At 57.9% G+C, this 15,817-nt stretch carries 13 protein-coding genes; 7 read left to right on the forward strand and 6 right to left on the reverse strand.

What is annotated here, in order from left to right; translation table 11 throughout:
• Positions 1–273: 273 nt before the first annotated feature.
• On the forward strand, positions 274–1,683 hold the full coding sequence (gene glnA / locus ACYQ1A_RS07745; RefSeq protein ID WP_499361501.1) for a type I glutamate--ammonia ligase: 1,410 nt from the start codon (positions 274–276) through the stop codon (positions 1,681–1,683).
• A 347-nt stretch (positions 1,684–2,030) separates the two neighbouring features.
• On the opposite strand, the gene ACYQ1A_RS07750 is transcribed toward glnA, so the two are convergent.
• The 6 genes from ACYQ1A_RS07750 to ACYQ1A_RS07775 all read right to left on the reverse strand — a co-directional run bounded on the left by ACYQ1A_RS07750 (position 2,031) and on the right by ACYQ1A_RS07775 (position 9,345).
• Complete coding sequence (locus tag ACYQ1A_RS07750) at positions 2,031–3,101, reverse strand: fimbrial protein (RefSeq protein ID WP_499361503.1); 1,071 nt, start codon at positions 3,099–3,101, stop codon at positions 2,031–2,033.
• Between the two features lie 473 nt (positions 3,102–3,574).
• Entirely contained in the window at positions 3,575–4,114 is a 540-nt protein-coding gene (locus tag ACYQ1A_RS07755) for a fimbrial protein (RefSeq protein WP_499361504.1), read from the reverse strand.
• A gap of 104 nt (positions 4,115–4,218) precedes the next feature.
• Positions 4,219–5,286: a fimbrial protein gene (locus tag ACYQ1A_RS07760; protein WP_499361506.1), complete on the reverse strand. Its 1,068-nt coding sequence runs from the start codon at positions 5,284–5,286 to the stop codon at positions 4,219–4,221.
• Complete coding sequence (locus ACYQ1A_RS07765) at positions 5,277–7,835, reverse strand: fimbria/pilus outer membrane usher protein (protein WP_499361508.1); 2,559 nt, start codon at positions 7,833–7,835, stop codon at positions 5,277–5,279. Before ACYQ1A_RS07765 ends, ACYQ1A_RS07760 begins: the two co-directional genes overlap by 10 nt.
• Positions 7,836–7,950: 115 nt before the next feature.
• A complete protein-coding gene (locus ACYQ1A_RS07770; RefSeq protein ID WP_499361510.1) occupies positions 7,951–8,640 on the reverse strand; it encodes a fimbria/pilus periplasmic chaperone in 690 nt (229 codons plus the stop codon).
• A 168-nt stretch (positions 8,641–8,808) separates the two neighbouring features.
• Entirely contained in the window at positions 8,809–9,345 is a 537-nt protein-coding gene (locus ACYQ1A_RS07775) for a fimbrial protein (protein ID WP_062223312.1), read from the reverse strand.
• Between the two features lie 420 nt (positions 9,346–9,765).
• Here ACYQ1A_RS07775 and ACYQ1A_RS07780 point away from each other — a divergent pair, with 420 nt between their 5' ends.
• The 6 genes from ACYQ1A_RS07780 to ntrC all read left to right on the forward strand — a co-directional run bounded on the left by ACYQ1A_RS07780 (position 9,766) and on the right by ntrC (position 15,756).
• Positions 9,766–11,271 (forward strand): sensor domain-containing diguanylate cyclase, encoded by a 1,506-nt coding sequence (locus ACYQ1A_RS07780; protein ID WP_499361512.1) that lies wholly within the window; start codon positions 9,766–9,768, stop codon positions 11,269–11,271.
• Positions 11,272–11,349: 78 nt separating this feature from the next.
• On the forward strand, positions 11,350–11,997 hold the full coding sequence (locus tag ACYQ1A_RS07785) for an HAD family hydrolase (protein ID WP_499361515.1): 648 nt from the start codon (positions 11,350–11,352) through the stop codon (positions 11,995–11,997).
• Positions 11,994–12,275 (forward strand): Rdx family protein, encoded by a 282-nt coding sequence (locus ACYQ1A_RS07790; protein WP_062223319.1) that lies wholly within the window; start codon positions 11,994–11,996, stop codon positions 12,273–12,275. The genes ACYQ1A_RS07785 and ACYQ1A_RS07790 overlap by 4 nt, the downstream gene beginning before the upstream one ends.
• Positions 12,276–12,300: 25 nt before the next feature.
• Complete coding sequence (locus ACYQ1A_RS07795) at positions 12,301–12,822, forward strand: DUF4124 domain-containing protein (RefSeq protein WP_499361518.1); 522 nt, start codon at positions 12,301–12,303, stop codon at positions 12,820–12,822.
• Positions 12,823–13,264: 442 nt separating this feature from the next.
• Positions 13,265–14,353: a nitrogen regulation protein NR(II) gene (gene glnL, locus ACYQ1A_RS07800; protein WP_062225422.1), complete on the forward strand. Its 1,089-nt coding sequence runs from the start codon at positions 13,265–13,267 to the stop codon at positions 14,351–14,353.
• On the forward strand, positions 14,350–15,756 hold the full coding sequence (gene ntrC, locus ACYQ1A_RS07805) for a nitrogen regulation protein NR(I) (protein WP_053936815.1): 1,407 nt from the start codon (positions 14,350–14,352) through the stop codon (positions 15,754–15,756). Before glnL ends, ntrC begins: the two co-directional genes overlap by 4 nt.
• The last annotated feature ends 61 nt before the right edge of the window (positions 15,757–15,817 follow it).

Here is a 15,817-nt window from a genome sequence, read left to right on the forward strand (position 1 = left end):
ATGGTTTCGCGGATGATTCTACCGCCCCAAACTGAGTCTGACGCAAGTGCAAATCGCCCGCCTTTGGTGCACCGGCGTGGTGCATGCACCGTTTTTGTGCCTTCATTAAAAGCGGGAAAACCGCAATTCCTTTGTGGCACAATGGCTGGCAGCACAGAATTTTACTGGCACGCTACTTGCTTACTATCGTCCGACCCGCACCGGTGAGGATGGCAGGAAAGACCGGTAAGTGTGACATTCATTTAAACAATCTCTGCATTAGGAGAGCCCCAGATGTCGGCAGCTGACGTAATCAAGCTCATCAAGGAAAACGATGTCAAGTTCGTTGACCTGCGTTTCACGGATACCAAAGGTAAAGAGCAACACGTAACCGTTCCTTCGCACGTCGTTGACGAAGACTGGTTTGTGCACGGCCACGCCTTTGACGGTTCTTCTATCGCTGGCTGGAAAGGCATTCAAGCCTCCGACATGCTGCTGGCTCCGGACACCACCACCGCCAAGCTCGACCCGTTCTACGACGAGCCGACCGTGTTCATCACGTGTGACGTGATCGAGCCGTCCGATGGCAAGGGTTACGACCGTGATCCGCGCTCCATCGCCAAGCGCGCTGAAGCCTATCTGAAGTCCTCCGGCCTGGGCGACGTTGCCTACTTTGGCCCGGAACCTGAATTCTTTATTTTCGACGGCGTGACCTGGGGCGCGGACATGTCCGGCTGCTTCATCAAGATCAAGTCCGAAGAAGGTGCCTGGTCTTCCGCTGAAGACTACGAAGGCGGCAACACTGGCCACCGTCCGACCGTGAAGGGTGGTTACTTCCCGGTTCCGCCGGTTGACAGCCATCAAGACATCCGCGCCTCCATGGTGCTGGTGCTGGAAGAACTGGGCGTGCCGGTTGAAGTGTTCCACCACGAAGTGGCTACCGCTGGCCAGAACGAAATCGGTACCAAGTTCAGCAGCCTGGTACAACGCGCTGACTGGACCCAGATCCTGAAGTACGTGGTGCACAACGTGGCACACCAGTACGGCAAGACCGCTACCTTCATGCCGAAGCCTATCGTTGGCGACAACGGTTCGGGCATGCACGTGCACCAATCCGTGTGGAAAGATGGCAAGAACCTGTTTGCTGGCAACGGCTACGCCGGCCTGAGCGAATTCGCCCTGTACTACATCGGCGGTATCATCAAGCACGCCAAGGCGCTGAACGCCATCACCAACCCGGGCACCAACTCGTACAAGCGTCTGGTTCCGCACTACGAAGCACCGGTCAAGCTGGCCTACTCCGCGCGTAACCGTTCGGCCTCGATCCGCATTCCGCACGTGCAATCCGACAAGGCTCGCCGTATTGAAGCGCGCTTCCCGGATCCGTTGGCTAACCCGTACCTGGCATTCTCGGCACTGCTGATGGCCGGTCTGGATGGCGTGCAGAACAAGATCCACCCGGGCGATCCGGCCGACAAGAACCTGTACGATCTGCCGCCGGAAGAAGACAAGCTGATCCCGACCGTGTGCGCCTCGCTGGACGAAGCACTGGACGCACTGGACAAGGATCGCGAGTTCCTGACCCGTGGCGGCGTGTTCAGCAACGACTTCATCGATGCCTACATCGAACTGAAGATGGTTGAAGTGAACCGCACCCGTATGACCACCCACCCGGTGGAATTTGATATGTACTATTCGCTGTAATTGTTGATTGGGCCGGCTTGAATGCTGGCCCGGTTACAGCACACAAAAAACCCGCGATATCGCTATCGCGGGTTTTTTTATGGCGCACGACCTGGTGGGTACGCGTATTACTGATAAGGCATTAACGTCGCCATTACATCCACTGAGCCTGCTTTCACCAAGGCACTGGTCAGCACATAGGGCGCCATCAGCGGCAGTTTTCTTTTGCCATCGCGCCAATCGCCAACCGCTTTGTGCCCCGTGGCATCCCATGTGGAACTTTCCGGCCGAGCGATCACGCCGTGCCGTTAAATTTTTCAATCCGCATTCACCGCCTTGGGCGATGGATCTGTAGTCTCACACGGCTCTCAGCGATAACTCATCGTAAACGTCGCCAATCCGTTTGCGGTGCCCGGCTTGACGGTATTGCTGGTCTGGATATATCTCACCGCGAAGGGAATAGAGTATCGCCCCGGGCCGGTAGATCCATATTCCCGTTGGCCCGACGCCCCCCAAATGTTGGAGTCGGGGCCGAATACAACAGGAACGTCGGTACCGACGGGAATAATCTGTATGCCCACGCCTTTAGCTGTGGAACTGCCTGAAAGACTGAGCGTATTGGACGTATTGCCCGGATTGGTTGCATCGGTAAATACGGTGCCGATGCGTGCGTTAACGCCGGGGTCGCCACCCGAGCAACTTAACTGGATATTGAAAGTGGAATAGGCCCCCACCGTGTTGATCCCTTTCAAATCCGTCGTCTTGATATCCGGGACATTATACGTTCGCTGCTTTGACCCATCGTCCACAGCGCACGTCGGGATCTGGGGCGTCACAACCATGCCACCAGGAGGAAACTCGTAAACGGCAATCGTAAAATTTCTGTCCACCATGACCTGCTGAAAGATGATTCCTTGCAACGCACCCGAGCCTTTAATTGGCCCTGTCTTGATCAGATCCACAACAAGACGATATTCCACACCCCAATCAAGCACGGCTCTGCCCATGTCGCCAGAATACCAAGGCACGACTTTGTCAAAGCCGTTAGGGCGCGTCGATAATCCGATCCCTGGCATGCTACTTGGCACAACAGTATATCCACCTACTACAGTACCGACTCGCTCTCCCCTCGGGCCCAATGCCCAAAACTCTTTACCGGCAGGATTGCATTCCGTCCACGCTTGCGTGGGCTTTATCGCCACAATGGTTACCGACCCAAGTTTGGTGCCATCGGGGACATCAGGATTGACGGTCAGTGTACCGAGCGGGGCCGACTGAGAATAAAAAGGTTTGCTAGTCCAGCCTATCCCATCACCATGGTTCATGCAGGTACCCCAAGGCACGGCTCTGGCATTCATGCTGCAAACTAAAGCCACGGCAGAGAAAAAAAACCGCCCGACCAAATGCAAGGTTGAAATACCTCGATTAAATAATTTCATGATCCAGATTCCCGTAACAATTGAGCAAGTCAGCGCCGTCCAAGCCGAATTTACCAATTTGCATCGTTCAAATGGACGCGGCATTTAATCCAATGGATAAATGCCGCGCTTTATATCTGTCCACCTTTTGCATAGAGTTAATCGACGCACGCTGCCGACATTAAAGACCCGCTCCATTTATGGAGAAATCAGAAAACACCTAAATCGACCCTGTTCCGGATTGACTGCAGGTGCTTTTATCACCGTAAATGGGATAACACCCGGTTGGACGAAGTTGTGGGATCGATGCTGTATTTGCGGCAGCCAGCCGGTCAGAGCTTTTATTTCTTCAATACTAAAAAAACCTCATTAATTATAAGGCCTCTTTTTTTTAAGGATTAAAGACGCTTGTAACAATACCTCAGCCGTGTATTAGCCCGTCCATAAAAGTCTAATGCGCCGGCAAACCGGCATGGTTTCCCGGCGCATATGGATCAAGGCATCGTAACGGTGTACAGAACGCTCGAATTAGCCGAACCCGCCGTGGCTTTACCCGTAGCGACGTATTCAACGATGTAATCCATTTTTGCAGCGCCACCGTTCAATGCGACTTGCTTCGAACCTTGCCCCTGGCCGGTATTGCCCAGATTGACGACCGAGCGGTCGGCATTGCGGATGCCCAATTGCACGTTCTGTGCCGCATTTGCTGCAGCATCAAGCTTCAGTTGGCCCGTGGTCACATCGATGGTCGGGCCCGGTTCGAACGCGGTGAACACCGTGCCGGTGGTGAGCGTGCAGTTGCTCAGCGAAATGCTGAACGGCTTGCCATTGGCCGTGGCACGGGCGGCGCTCAAGCTGCTGGCCATGACCGAATCCAGCGTGACGGTAAAGTTTTTGTCGGAGGTGCCATTGCCGGTCACGGTGCACGATTGCGAAGAAATCGAGCCCTTGAAGGTGATGGTGCCATCGGCTGCGTAGCTCCCCGATGCCAATAAGGCGGAAGCCAGCGCAATTGCAGTGATATTGAGTTTCATCGGAAAGCCTCTTTCAAATGATAAAAAATTAACAAGTTTTATTTGATTGCAAACAATGCCCGCTTGGGCTTGAAAACCAGGCCCGCCTTGCTGGCGGATCTTATTTACCGGTAGCTCATGGTAAATGTCGCGCGCGCAACAACGGAGCCGGCCTTGCTACTGCTTGCGGTCTGCACCAGATGCGCTTTTAGTGGAATCGTAAAATTGCCATTACTGGCATTGCCTGCAAACCAGGCGTTGGTATTGGCTGCTGCTGAAGAATCCGGACCATAAGAAATCGCGCCCGAATTATTCTCAATCTGCACGCCTACACCTTTGGCCGTTGAATCGGTTGCCGGCGTTAGCGTATTACTGACATTGGCTGGATTGCTCTGATCGGTAAATGTGACATACATACCGCGCACACCGGTGGCGCTGCCGCCCCCGCAAGTAAAATCAAGATTGAATGTTTTATTACCGCCCACTACACCGGCTTTGTTACCGCTTGAGATTGAGGGCAAATCAACATTTTGTGATTTACTGGATTGGTTAACCGTGCAGGTCGGCGAACCCACGGTGACTCTTACCGAATTAATAATCGTCTGATAAAAAGTTTCGTAATTCCTTCGATCTGTGGGATCGGCCTGTGCATTCAATTTAAACCCACCGGTGTCTCCACCAACAGTTATCTTTTCCATTACAACAAGATTGTAATAGACCGGCATGGTCACAGGGGTCCCCGCCCAAGTCCATCCTCCGTACGTATATCCCCCGCCCATTGAAAATATATATCCCCCGCTAGTACCTATTTGCAACCCAACGCCCGGAATACCTGTTCGGGCCACATAATAGCTATTAACACCCGAATAATAACCAGCAGACTCCAATTCTTCATTAAAGCCGCGGGGTACCAGGTTTTGGGAACAAACAAAGGTCTGATTAACCGTAAAGGATGCGATCACTTTTCCAACCGGATCATCCGGCGACGCGGGGTAACTAGGCTGTGGAAAGATCACGGGCGGCGAGCTGAGCATCGTGCAAACAGGTGCTGCCTGCGCGCACAGACTGAACGCGGCGAACAACGTACCGCCAATCAGCATGCTCATACTCTGCACAACGCTACGCCGGACCGCAGCGGCCCGGGTCGGCCAGCTCAACGTCGAGCTGGCCTCCGTTAAGTCACCTACTTGCATGCTGCATCTCCAAACACATAACCTGCGTTTGGCGTTTCAGTAGCAGCCGGCAGGCTATAAGACAGCGCACATTTCTGATCCGCGCCTTCACCCCATTTCACCGACAATTCGCCAGTGTCTGTTTCCAGGCCACGCGCAATAATCCGACCGCCCTGCGCGACGCTACCTACCGATGCACCCTTGCTATCCAGCACCTCGGCGGCAAACGGCAGCGGTTTGCCGTCACGCGTGGTCACACGCAAGATGGCAGGACGGCCCTTGGTGGTTTCGGTTTCAAACTTGATGCGAGTGACCGCCCCGGCCGTCGGCGCGGTATGTTGCTGCGTGGTTTTCAGTTCCACGTTCTGCGGCAAGCCTTTCGGATCAATCGACACACTGTTGTCGCCAAAGGCGGTCAGGTTGGTCGCGATGCCTTTGCCACGGCCGTTCAGCCGCGCACCGCTGCCGCCGCCGGCGATGGATGCGCCCGCAGCGCCATCGGCTTCAATAATGGCCACCGACTCACCCAGCGTCTGCGCCAGCACCAGGCCGCCGCCATACGCCACCATCCCGCCGGACAAGCCCGCACCCACCTGGGTGTAATTGCTGCCCTTACCCGCGTTCGCGGTCAAAGTACCCCACGGCGCAGCGTAGCTGGCGTTGGCGCTGACCGTATTGGCGGCCGCAGAATCGCGACCACCGCTCACGCCGTAGTTGACGGCACCATTTGCCAGCGAGCCGGTGAGCGATTCCTGGATACCCGTGCCATTGCTGTCGTGCTGCACATTGGTGGTCGAGTACAGCGCATTCGGGCCCACGCCCAAGGGCAAGCCCACGTTGAACATCACGCGGTTTTCCCATTCGCCGGTATTGACGGCGAGCTGGCGGTTCAAGGTCACGCCATAGGTGGCGCTCTTGAAGGTGTTGTTATAACCGGCCGAGAATTGCGTATCCGCGCCAGCCCGGTTCCAGTAATCCTGGGCCGAGCCGGTAAAGAAGATGTTGCCCCAGTCACCAGGCAGCTTCTGGTTGATGGTGGCCTGAATCCGGCCACGCTGAATGCCGTTCATGACATTGCCGTAGCCGCGCTCATCCAGCGCCTGCAGGGTGGCAGCATCGCTCAAGCTCAAGAAGCCCGAGGTTGAATAGCGATAAGCAGCCAGCGCGATATTGGTGTCGGTCGGCGAGATATTCAGCGAATAGCTCAAGCGGAAGCTGGCACCGTTGCGGTTGGGCTGGTGCTCCAATACGGTCCGCGCTGCCGTGATATCGGCCGACAACGCGCCAAAGCGCGTATTCAGCGCGGCACCACCGGCCACCGAGGTGTAGTTCTGGGCCGCCATCGCGCCGCCGTAACCCGTGATGGCGTTGCTGAAGCCGTGCCGCAGCACTGCCTGGCCCACCCACGGATGGATGTCCGAAGACCCATCGCGATATTGACCCGCAGCCACGGCGAAACGCGTGTCATTGGGACGCAACGCATTCACGGCGGACGCATACGGCACCGCCGAGATATGCACGCTGCCGTCGGCCTCGGTGACAATCACCTGCAAATCACCGCCGTAACCGGTCGGGTACAAGTCGTTGATTTCGAAGGCACCCGGCGCGACGGTGGTTTCGTACAGGATGTTGCCATTCTGCTTGATCACCACTTTGGCGTTGGTCTGCGCGATGCCACGAATGGTTGGCGCGTAACCACGCTGCGATTCCGGCAACATGCGCTCATCGCTGGCCAGTTGCACACCACGGACACCAAAGCTGTCGAATACGACACCGTCGGTAAACGTGTCGCCCATGGTCAACTGGCTCTTCAGCGGGGTAATGCCACGCTGCAGATAGGTGCGGACGGCCTGGTATTCGGTGCCGCCCTGGTCGCTATGCGTCAGGCTGCCGCTGTGGCGGAAGCGCCATGGGCCCATATTGAAGCCCAGATCGGTACCGGCATAAAACTGCGTGTTGGTCTCGCCGTTGTTTTTGCTTTGGTACACATTGGTGTTGTATTGCAGGGTGGCAGCGGTCACGCCGTCATCCCAGAATTTGGGGTCGACATAACCCCGTGCCGCGTTATTCAGATAGGCCTGCGGCACGCTCACGCGCAAACCTTGATCATTGTTATCGAATACGGCGGAGGCACCCGGCACCAGATCGGCAAGCTGCAGACAGCCACCGGCATTAGCGCGCGCTTCGGCATCCGGGCCGATTTTGGCGAAATTGATGCCAACGCTATCAAACAGCGCGCGGGTAAAGCACGGCTGCACGTCGCCGTTACCGACGTCTTGCAACACCACCGTCACCCGGCCTTGCTGAAAGTCGTTGACGTACAGCGGCACGCTATAGCTACCGGGCAGCGCGCGGTTGCCTTTGGAAAAACGGCTGACATCGACCACGGCATCGCCGGAGGACTGCAAAAAACGGTTATTGAATTTAACCGAATCGCCGCTGGCGGGCTGGGTGGCGGTCTCGGTCGCAGCGGCGGCCAACGTCATTTGCGATGGGCTGCCAAAAACTGCGAGCAAAAGTAACGCCAGGGGCCGCAAGTTCATTGCGCCCGAATTAGATCGGATATTCATTTTGGTTGTCCTGTTCTTGCGCGCAGCCCGCAGGCATGGATCAGAGCCATGCCACGTCGGTGCGGTTAATCGGGATACGCGTGACGCGGATCAGAGGCTGGCCGGGCCAGCGGAGTTATTGATGTGCAGCGCCGAGCGGCATGTTGTGTTCTTCATCGGTGCCGTAGTCGTTCAGCGTGTAGAAGTGCACCTTGGCATCGGCCGCGTTGCCGACATTGCCTTCGATGGTCAGTTCGCGCTTGTCGCCCGACTTCAACAACTGGCCGTCCTCAACCTTGGCCGTCTTGCCACCCGACTGGAATTCAATCGCGCCAAACGAGATGTTGTAGGGCGACGGATTGCTCACCAGCAGACGTGCTTTGCCGTCTTTGTTGATCAACTGCCATTGCAACTGCTCAGGGGCTTGTTCCGGCTTGCCAACCAGACCTTTGGGACGGAAGAAGAACTTGATGCGATAACGGAAAGCCAGTTGCAGAGAATTCTTGCCTTCTGCCGCGTCATGGTTGGCCTCGGGCGGAATTTCCAGCACGTTGAGCCAGAACACCGATTCGTGATCTTGCGGCAGCGGTTCGCCGGTATAACGGATACGCAAGGTTTGCGATTTTTGCGGATCAATCCGGAACACCGTGGGGGTGATGGTAAATGGGACAGCAATGGCATCCGGCGTTGCCTTGGCATCGCCATTGTCCAGCCAGACCTGGCTCAAAGCGGGTATCTTGCCCACATTGTCGAGCTTGACGGTTACTTCGGATTCAGCGGCGTCATAAATAACGCGTGTCCCGGCAATTACGATGGATGCATGCACAGCAGACGAAAGTGCAAGACCTGCCACCATTAATCCTGCAATTGCTGATTTAAGTAATTTGCTCGAAAACATGAGACCACCTCGCAATAAAACAATAAAAACAGCAGGCAATTGATGGGTAATCAGAACACCCATCAATTGACCTGCCCGTAATTACAGAGACAACAATTACGGCATAGTGATGGTGTACATCACGCTCGAATTAGCGGTACCGGCAGTTGCTTTGCCAGTAGCCACATATTCAGCGGTGTAGTACATGGTGGCTTCGCCGCCATTGAGGGCGTACAGGGCCGAGTTTTGTGCCGCGCCGTCAGCACCGATCTTGATCACGGAGTTGTCCGCGTTCTTGATAGCGATCTGCACGTTCTTGGCGGTGCTGGACGAATCCAGGTTCAGGCGGCCGGTAGCGGAATCAACGGTCGGGCCGGGTTCGAACGAGGTACGAACGTTACCGGTGGTGGTGGTACACGCGCTCAGCTTCAGCGAGAACTGCTTGCCTGCCGAAGACTTGCCGGCTGCGTCCAGGCTGCTGGCCATTACCGAATCCAGACCAACACTGAAATCCTTGGACGAAGAACCATTGCCACCCAAGGTGCAAGTTTGCGACGTCACATTACCTTTGAAGGTAATCGTGCCATCAGCTGCAAATGCGCCGGCGGAGAAAAGAGCCGAAACAGCTGCCAGGGAAAGAAGTTTGGATTTCATTTGAGGTTTCCATTTAAAAAGGGAAGAAAAAATTTTCGCCGCAGGCACATCTGAAGTTCAATTCGATTTGAGGATGTGCATCGCAGGAACCGAACTTTAGGCATCGCGCCGATTGCCAGACATCGGAGGCTTCCTAATTTATCCGGATCGCCTGTTCACCTTATTGCGGGATTCAGATATTGCTCACGTCTATGGCATCCACCCGGATTTAATTCGGAATATTCCTAGCTATCGATTTGCCCGAAATAACGGCCATTCAGAGGGGCATGGCGCAGGCGACATCAGCAAACCCCAGGCAACGCGGCCGCGTGTGCATCAAACACTGACAGACGGATGCGTTGCGCCTGGCTATGCTTTGCAGACGGCCCGCCACCGCCGTGCTGGCGCGGGCGCCCCCTACGATCAACTGCCGCGGTTTAAATGCCTATGAGCTTTGCGCCCACGCGCTTGCGACACTTCCAGGTTTTGCTGTTTGCCTATGTGGTCAGCGGCTGGCTGGGCTTCGCCCTTGGCGCGCTGCATCACGATGCAGATCTGATCGCGCTGTGGTTGCCGGGTGGCGTGGCGCTGGTGATTTTGTTGATGCTGGGTTGGTGGGGCGTGCCGGCCATTTTGATAGGCAGTGCGGCGGTGCATGCGCCCTTGATTTATGGCCATTTGCCGCTGCGCCAGGGCGCGCTGTATCTGACGGCACTGGCGCTGATCGATGTGTTGCAAGCCTGGTTGGCAATGCGCGCCTGGCGCGGCCGTGAGGCCCGCTTGCATGCGCCGCTGATCCGCCGCACGCATGATCTGATCTGGTTCTGGGTGCAGGTGTGCTTGTTGCCGGTGGCGGTCACCACGCCGCTGATTGCCGCGCTGCAAAGCACCATGCACCTGTTACCCGATCAAGACCCGGATACGCTGGTGCGCCAGGTCCTGACCCTGGCCCTCGCCGGCTTTGGCGGCTTGCTGTTGGTGGCGCCGTGCTATGTGGTCTGGCGCGATCGCAGCCGCTGGCCGTGGCGCAGTCTGCCGTGGCGCACATGGTGGCCGTCGGCGCTGATTTGCGTGGTGGTGCTGGCCTCGTTCTGGTTCTATCCGCCCGGGCTGACCCTGATTCTGCCCTTGCTGCTGGCCAAGACCATCCATTATCGCTGGCCCGGTATGGCGGTATCGGTCTTGCTGGTCGGGCTGGCGTGTTGGGTGGGCACCGTGCTCGGCTTTGGTCCGTTTGTGGATACCAGCGCGCATCTGGCCTTCTTTAATCTGCAGCTGTTTTTGTTTTCGACCGCGGTGATGCTGCAATACCTGGCCCTGGCGCACGAAATGCTGTTGCGCCAGCACTGGCAAATGGAGGCCGAAGTCAAACAGCGCACCGAAGCCCTGGCCAGTGCCAATGCCCGGTTAGAAGAACTGGCCACCACGGATGAACTGACCGGGGTGCCCAATCGGCGCGAATGGCAACGCCGCTGCGCGCATGCGGTGATGCTGGCGCGCCGGCATCAGCAGCCGCTGGCGGTGCTGTTGCTGGATCTGGACCATTTCAAGCAAGTGAACGATACCTATGGCCATCTGATTGGTGATCTGACCTTGCGTACCGTCTCGCGCGCCTGCCAGGAAAGCCTGCGCGGCAGCGACAGTTTTGGCCGCTGGGGTGGTGAGGAATTTGTCGCGCTACTGCCCGATACGCCGCTGGAAGATGCACAACAAGTGGCCGAAAAGTTGCGCCACGCCGTCAGCGCCGCGCGGATCAAACTGGATAACGCGCCGGTCGCCAGTATGGCGGTCACGGTCAGCATTGGCGTGGCGCGGCTGCATGCAGCCGATGCTGATCTCGATACCTTGCTGACGCGGGCCGACCACGCGCTGTATTTTGCCAAGCAGACCGGGCGCAATCGCGTGGTACTCGAAACCGAATTGCCGGCCGACAGCCCGCGGCTGTAATCCCCATGCCCGCCGCCGCCGCACAGGCGGCGCTGGCCTCGCTACAATGTCATTCCTCCCCGATAAAGGTTGCTGAGCATGAGCGTGCGCGCAGTGGTTTTCGATTTTGGCGGTGTGCTGTTCGACTGGAACCCTGAATATCTGTATCGCGATCTGATTCCCGACGCCCGCGAGCGCGCGTGGTTTCTGCAACACGTCTGCAACGGGGACTGGAATCTGCAGCAAGACGCCGGGCGGACTCTGGCCGATGCCACCGCGGCCAAGATTGCCGAATTCCCCGAGCACGCGGAGCTGATCCGCGCGTTTTATGATCGCTGGGCAGTGATGCTCAACGGCACGCTTGCGGACGGCGTCCAGTTAATGGAAGACCTGGAGGCGGCTGCAATCCCCTTATACGGGCTCACCAACTGGTCGGCCGAGACGTTTCCGTATGCGTGGGAAAACTATCCGCTGTTGCATCGGTTCAAGGACATTGTGGTGTCCGGCCGCATCCAGCTGATCAAGCCCGATGCCGCCATCTATCACGAGATGTTCCGCCGCATTGCCCGCGATATGCCGGATGTGCAGCCGCAGGAACTTGTCTTTATCGACGACAACAAAGATAACGCGGCGGCCGCCACCGCCCTGGGCTGGCACGGCATTCATCACACCAGCGCCAGCCACACCGAAAAACAACTGCGCGACCTCGGATTGCAGTTTCAAGCAACAAGGACACTCAAATCATGACCGATCACCGGGTCAGCATCCGCTACTGCACGCAATGCAACTGGATGTTACGCAGCGCCTGGCTGGCGCAAGAGCTGCTCAGCACCTTCAGCGATGAACTGGCTGAGGTGGCATTGCAACCGGGCACCGGCGGCGTGTTTATCGTGCACTGTAATGAGGTGTTGATCTGGGATCGCAAGATCGAGGGCCGGTTTCCGGAAGCCAAAGAGCTCAAGCAAAGGGTGCGTGATCTCGTCGCGCCAGACCGGCCACTCGGTCATAGCGACCGGCCCGCGTAAGCCAGGCTGTGATAAGGTGCCGTCCATGCCCAATCCATCGTCTTTTTCTTGCAAATCTGGCACCCGCCTCCGCCTCGGTGCGCTCGCCCTGTGCGCGAGTCTGCTCGCTGCCAGTGCATGGGCGGATATCTACAAGTACACCGACGACGAAGGCCGCGTGACCTTCTCCAATATCCCCATGCGCGGCGCCACCAAGGTTTATTCCGAGATGATCCCGATGGGCAGTCGGCCGCATAACGCCAATGCCAAGGGGACTAACGTGCAACGCGTCAACGCCCCCAGCCCGGCGGATTTCCCCAAGGTGGACAGCAGCACCCAGCGCAGCCGCGATAGCAATCGGCGCAAGATTCTGGAAGATGAACTGGCCACCGAGCGCCAGTCCCTGACCGACGCGCGCAAAGCGCTGGCCGACGCTCAGGCCGCGCCCGGCGACGCGCAGCTGAACCCGGCCAAATACAACGATCGCATCATGCGTTTGCGCGACAACGCCACCGTGCACGAAAAGAACGTCGACGCCCTCACCGCCGAACTGGCTAAAAGCAAATAAACCTCGTCTCCCATAGGGCTGGACTCGGCGCCCCCGTCCAGACCCTCTACGCAAAGCCGCCCACCAGCACGTTGCAGCGTGTTTATCACTGTGTGTTGCTGCCAGGCCGTTTTGGTCCGCGCAAAGCGCGGCACTGTAATCGGAGTGCGGCGGCTTCATCCTTCTCGCTTGCTTTGATTGGTGGGTCGAGACCCACCCTATCCGCTCGCATTTTCCGGTTTTTCTGATTGCGCAATTGATCCAAGTCAGGGCATTGCACCGTTTCATTGCCTGAAATGCACGTGATTGGTGCATTATCGGACTGGCGTTGCACCAGCCCACGTACCTCGCATGCTGGCCCGGTAATTGCTTGGTATCGCCACGTACGGCCACCACGGCTGTGTCTTACCGGGCGCAGACCGCGCTGAGCTTTGATCCATCTTCTGTTCAAGCAGACCGCACAATGACTCCGACACCAAGCGCCTTCGCTGGCCTGGATTTTCTCGATGCAGCCGTACTGGCCACCCACGATGATGGCTCGCTGGTCTACTTCAACCCGATCGCCGCCGATTTGCTCGGCCTGCGTGATGACTTTATTGGCGCGCCGCTCACGCAATGCCTGGGGCCAGACAATGCCGTGGTTACCGCGTTGGAAAACGCCGGTCGCGGCAATATCACGCTGACCGAACACGAAATCCTGCTGCACAGCACGCATGGCGAAATCTACGTATCGCTCACCGCCAGCCCCATCGATGGCCCGGCCGGCTCGGCGATTGCGGAAATCCGCCAGATCGACCAGCAGCGCAAGATCGCCAACGAAGAGCGTCTGCAAGCGCAGCAACAAGCCAACCGCGAGTTGATCCGCAATCTGGCACACGAAATCAAGAATCCGCTGGGTGGCATCCGTGGCGCCGCGCAATTGCTGTCGCGCGAACTGCATGACGCCCATCTGAAGGAATACACCCAGGTCATCATCGAAGAATCGCAGCGCCTGCAAAGCCTGCTTGACCGCTTGCTGACGCCGCATCGTCTGCCGCAGTTGGGCGAGCTGAGCATTCACGAAGTGCTGGAGCGCGTGCGCAGCCTGATGCTGGCCGAAACGCCGAATGGCCTGGCCGTCAAACGCGATTACGACACCAGTCTGCCCAACCTGATTGGCGATCGGGAACAGCTGATCCAGGCCGTGCTTAATATCATGCGCAACGCCATCCAGGCCATGGCGGGCGTGGGCGAGATCATGTTGCGCACGCGGGTGGCGCGGCAGGTCACGCTTAACCGCCAACGCTATCCGATTGCGGTGCAGATCCAGATTATCGATAACGGGCCAGGCATCCCCGAGCATCTTAAAGACACGCTGTTCTACCCGCTGGTATCGGGCCGCCCCGGGGGCACCGGCATCGGGCTGCATCTGGCGCATACCTTTATCAGCCAGCACCACGGCACTATCGATTTTGACAGCCGCCCCGGCTACACCTGTTTCAACCTGTTGTTGCCGCTCAATGGCTGGCAAAACGAAACCGCACTCACAACTAAAGCAACGGAGCATCCATGAGCACCGTCTGGGTCATCGACGACGACCGTTCCATCCGCTGGGTTTTTGAAAAAGCACTGGCGCGTGAAGGCATTGCGTTTGCCACGTTTTCTTCCGCCACCGAAGCACTGGCCCGCCTGGGCCGCGAAGTGCCCGAAGCCATCGTGTGCGATATCCGCATGCCGGGCGAATCGGGGCTGACCTTTCTTGAGCTGGTCAAAAAAGATTATCCGGGCCTGCCCGTGATCATCATGACCGCGCATTCCGATCTGGAAAGCGCCGTATCGGCCTTCCAGGGCGGCGCGTTTGAATACCTGCCCAAGCCATTCGATATCGACCAGGCCACCGGCCTGATCCAGCGCGCGCTGCAAGAAGGCGAACGCCAGGCCATCGGCGAAGAAGCGCCCGTCACCAACCCGGACATCCTGGGCCAGGCGCCGGCCATGCAGGACGTGTTCCGCGCGATTGGTCGTCTGAGCCAATCCGCTGCCACGGTGTTGATTACCGGCGAATCCGGCTCGGGCAAAGAACTGGTGGCACGCGCCTTGCATCGCCACAGCCCGCGCGCGGCCAAGCCGTTTATTGCCATCAACACCGCCGCTATCCCTAAAGATTTGCTCGAATCCGAATTGTTCGGCCACGAGCGCGGTTCGTTTACTGGCGCCGAAGCGCGTCGCCAGGGCCGCTTTGAACAAGCCGAAAACGGCACGCTGTTTCTCGATGAAATCGGCGATATGCCATCCGAACTGCAAACGCGCTTGCTGCGCGTATTGTCGGATGGCTTCTTTTACCGCGTGGGCGGCCAGGCACCGATCAAAGCCAATGTGCGCGTGATTGCGGCCACCCACCAACATCTTGAAGAGCGCGTAAAACAAGGCGCATTCCGCGAAGACTTGTTTCACCGCCTTAACGTCATTCGCCTGCGCCTGCCAGCGCTGCGCGAACGCCGCCAGGACGTTCCCCTCCTGGCGAGGCACTTCCTGGCCCGCTCAGCCGCAGAACTGGGTGTGGAACCGAAGCGCCTGTCTGAAGACGCCATGACGGCGCTCAGTAACTTCAGTTTTCCCGGCAACGTGCGTCAGCTGGAAAACCTGTGTCACTGGATTACCGTCATGGCGCCAGGCGCTACCGTCGGCGCCGCCGACTTGCCGCCTGAAATCAGCGAAATTACTACCGATGGCGAAACCGGCACCGTGGTCAGCGGGGACTGGCGCGCCGCATTGGCCGCCGACATAGGCAGCCGCCTGGCCAAGGGCGAGAACCGCGTGCTGGATCAGATCATGCCGGCGTTTGAGCGCACGGTGATCGAACGCGCGCTGGCGCATACCGGCGGCAAGCGCATTGAAGCGGCGGAGTTGTTGGGTTGGGGGCGCAATACCCTGACCCGCAAGATCCAGGAATTGGGGATGGATAACGAGGTCTGACCTCTGCCCATCAATCGGTAGGGTGCGTTACCCCCGGCTTTTTCGGGGGCAACGCACATTT

The sequence above is a fragment of the Silvimonas sp. JCM 19000 genome (assembly GCF_054652575.1).

Excerpts from the sequence above, each read along its gene's own strand:
- ACYQ1A_RS07785 (WP_499361515.1), top strand. The coding sequence starts at position 11,350 with ATGAGCGTGCGCGCAGTGGTTTTCGATTTTGGCGGTGTGCTGTTCGAC.
- glnA (WP_499361501.1), top strand. The coding sequence starts at position 274 with ATGTCGGCAGCTGACGTAATCAAGCTCATCAAGGAAAACGATGTCAAG.
- ACYQ1A_RS07755 (WP_499361504.1), bottom strand. The coding sequence starts at position 4,114 with ATGAAACTCAATATCACTGCAATTGCGCTGGCTTCCGCCTTATTGGCA.
- ACYQ1A_RS07795 (WP_499361518.1), top strand. The coding sequence starts at position 12,301 with ATGCCCAATCCATCGTCTTTTTCTTGCAAATCTGGCACCCGCCTCCGC.
- ACYQ1A_RS07790 (WP_062223319.1), top strand. The coding sequence starts at position 11,994 with ATGACCGATCACCGGGTCAGCATCCGCTACTGCACGCAATGCAACTGG.
- ACYQ1A_RS07765 (WP_499361508.1), bottom strand. The coding sequence starts at position 7,835 with ATGAATATCCGATCTAATTCGGGCGCAATGAACTTGCGGCCCCTGGCG.
- ACYQ1A_RS07780 (WP_499361512.1), top strand. The coding sequence starts at position 9,766 with ATGCCTATGAGCTTTGCGCCCACGCGCTTGCGACACTTCCAGGTTTTG.
- ACYQ1A_RS07750 (WP_499361503.1), bottom strand. The coding sequence starts at position 3,101 with ATGAAATTATTTAATCGAGGTATTTCAACCTTGCATTTGGTCGGGCGG.
- ACYQ1A_RS07760 (WP_499361506.1), bottom strand. The coding sequence starts at position 5,286 with ATGCAAGTAGGTGACTTAACGGAGGCCAGCTCGACGTTGAGCTGGCCG.
- ntrC (WP_053936815.1), top strand. The coding sequence starts at position 14,350 with ATGAGCACCGTCTGGGTCATCGACGACGACCGTTCCATCCGCTGGGTT.
- ACYQ1A_RS07775 (WP_062223312.1), bottom strand. The coding sequence starts at position 9,345 with ATGAAATCCAAACTTCTTTCCCTGGCAGCTGTTTCGGCTCTTTTCTCC.
- glnL (WP_062225422.1), top strand. The coding sequence starts at position 13,265 with ATGACTCCGACACCAAGCGCCTTCGCTGGCCTGGATTTTCTCGATGCA.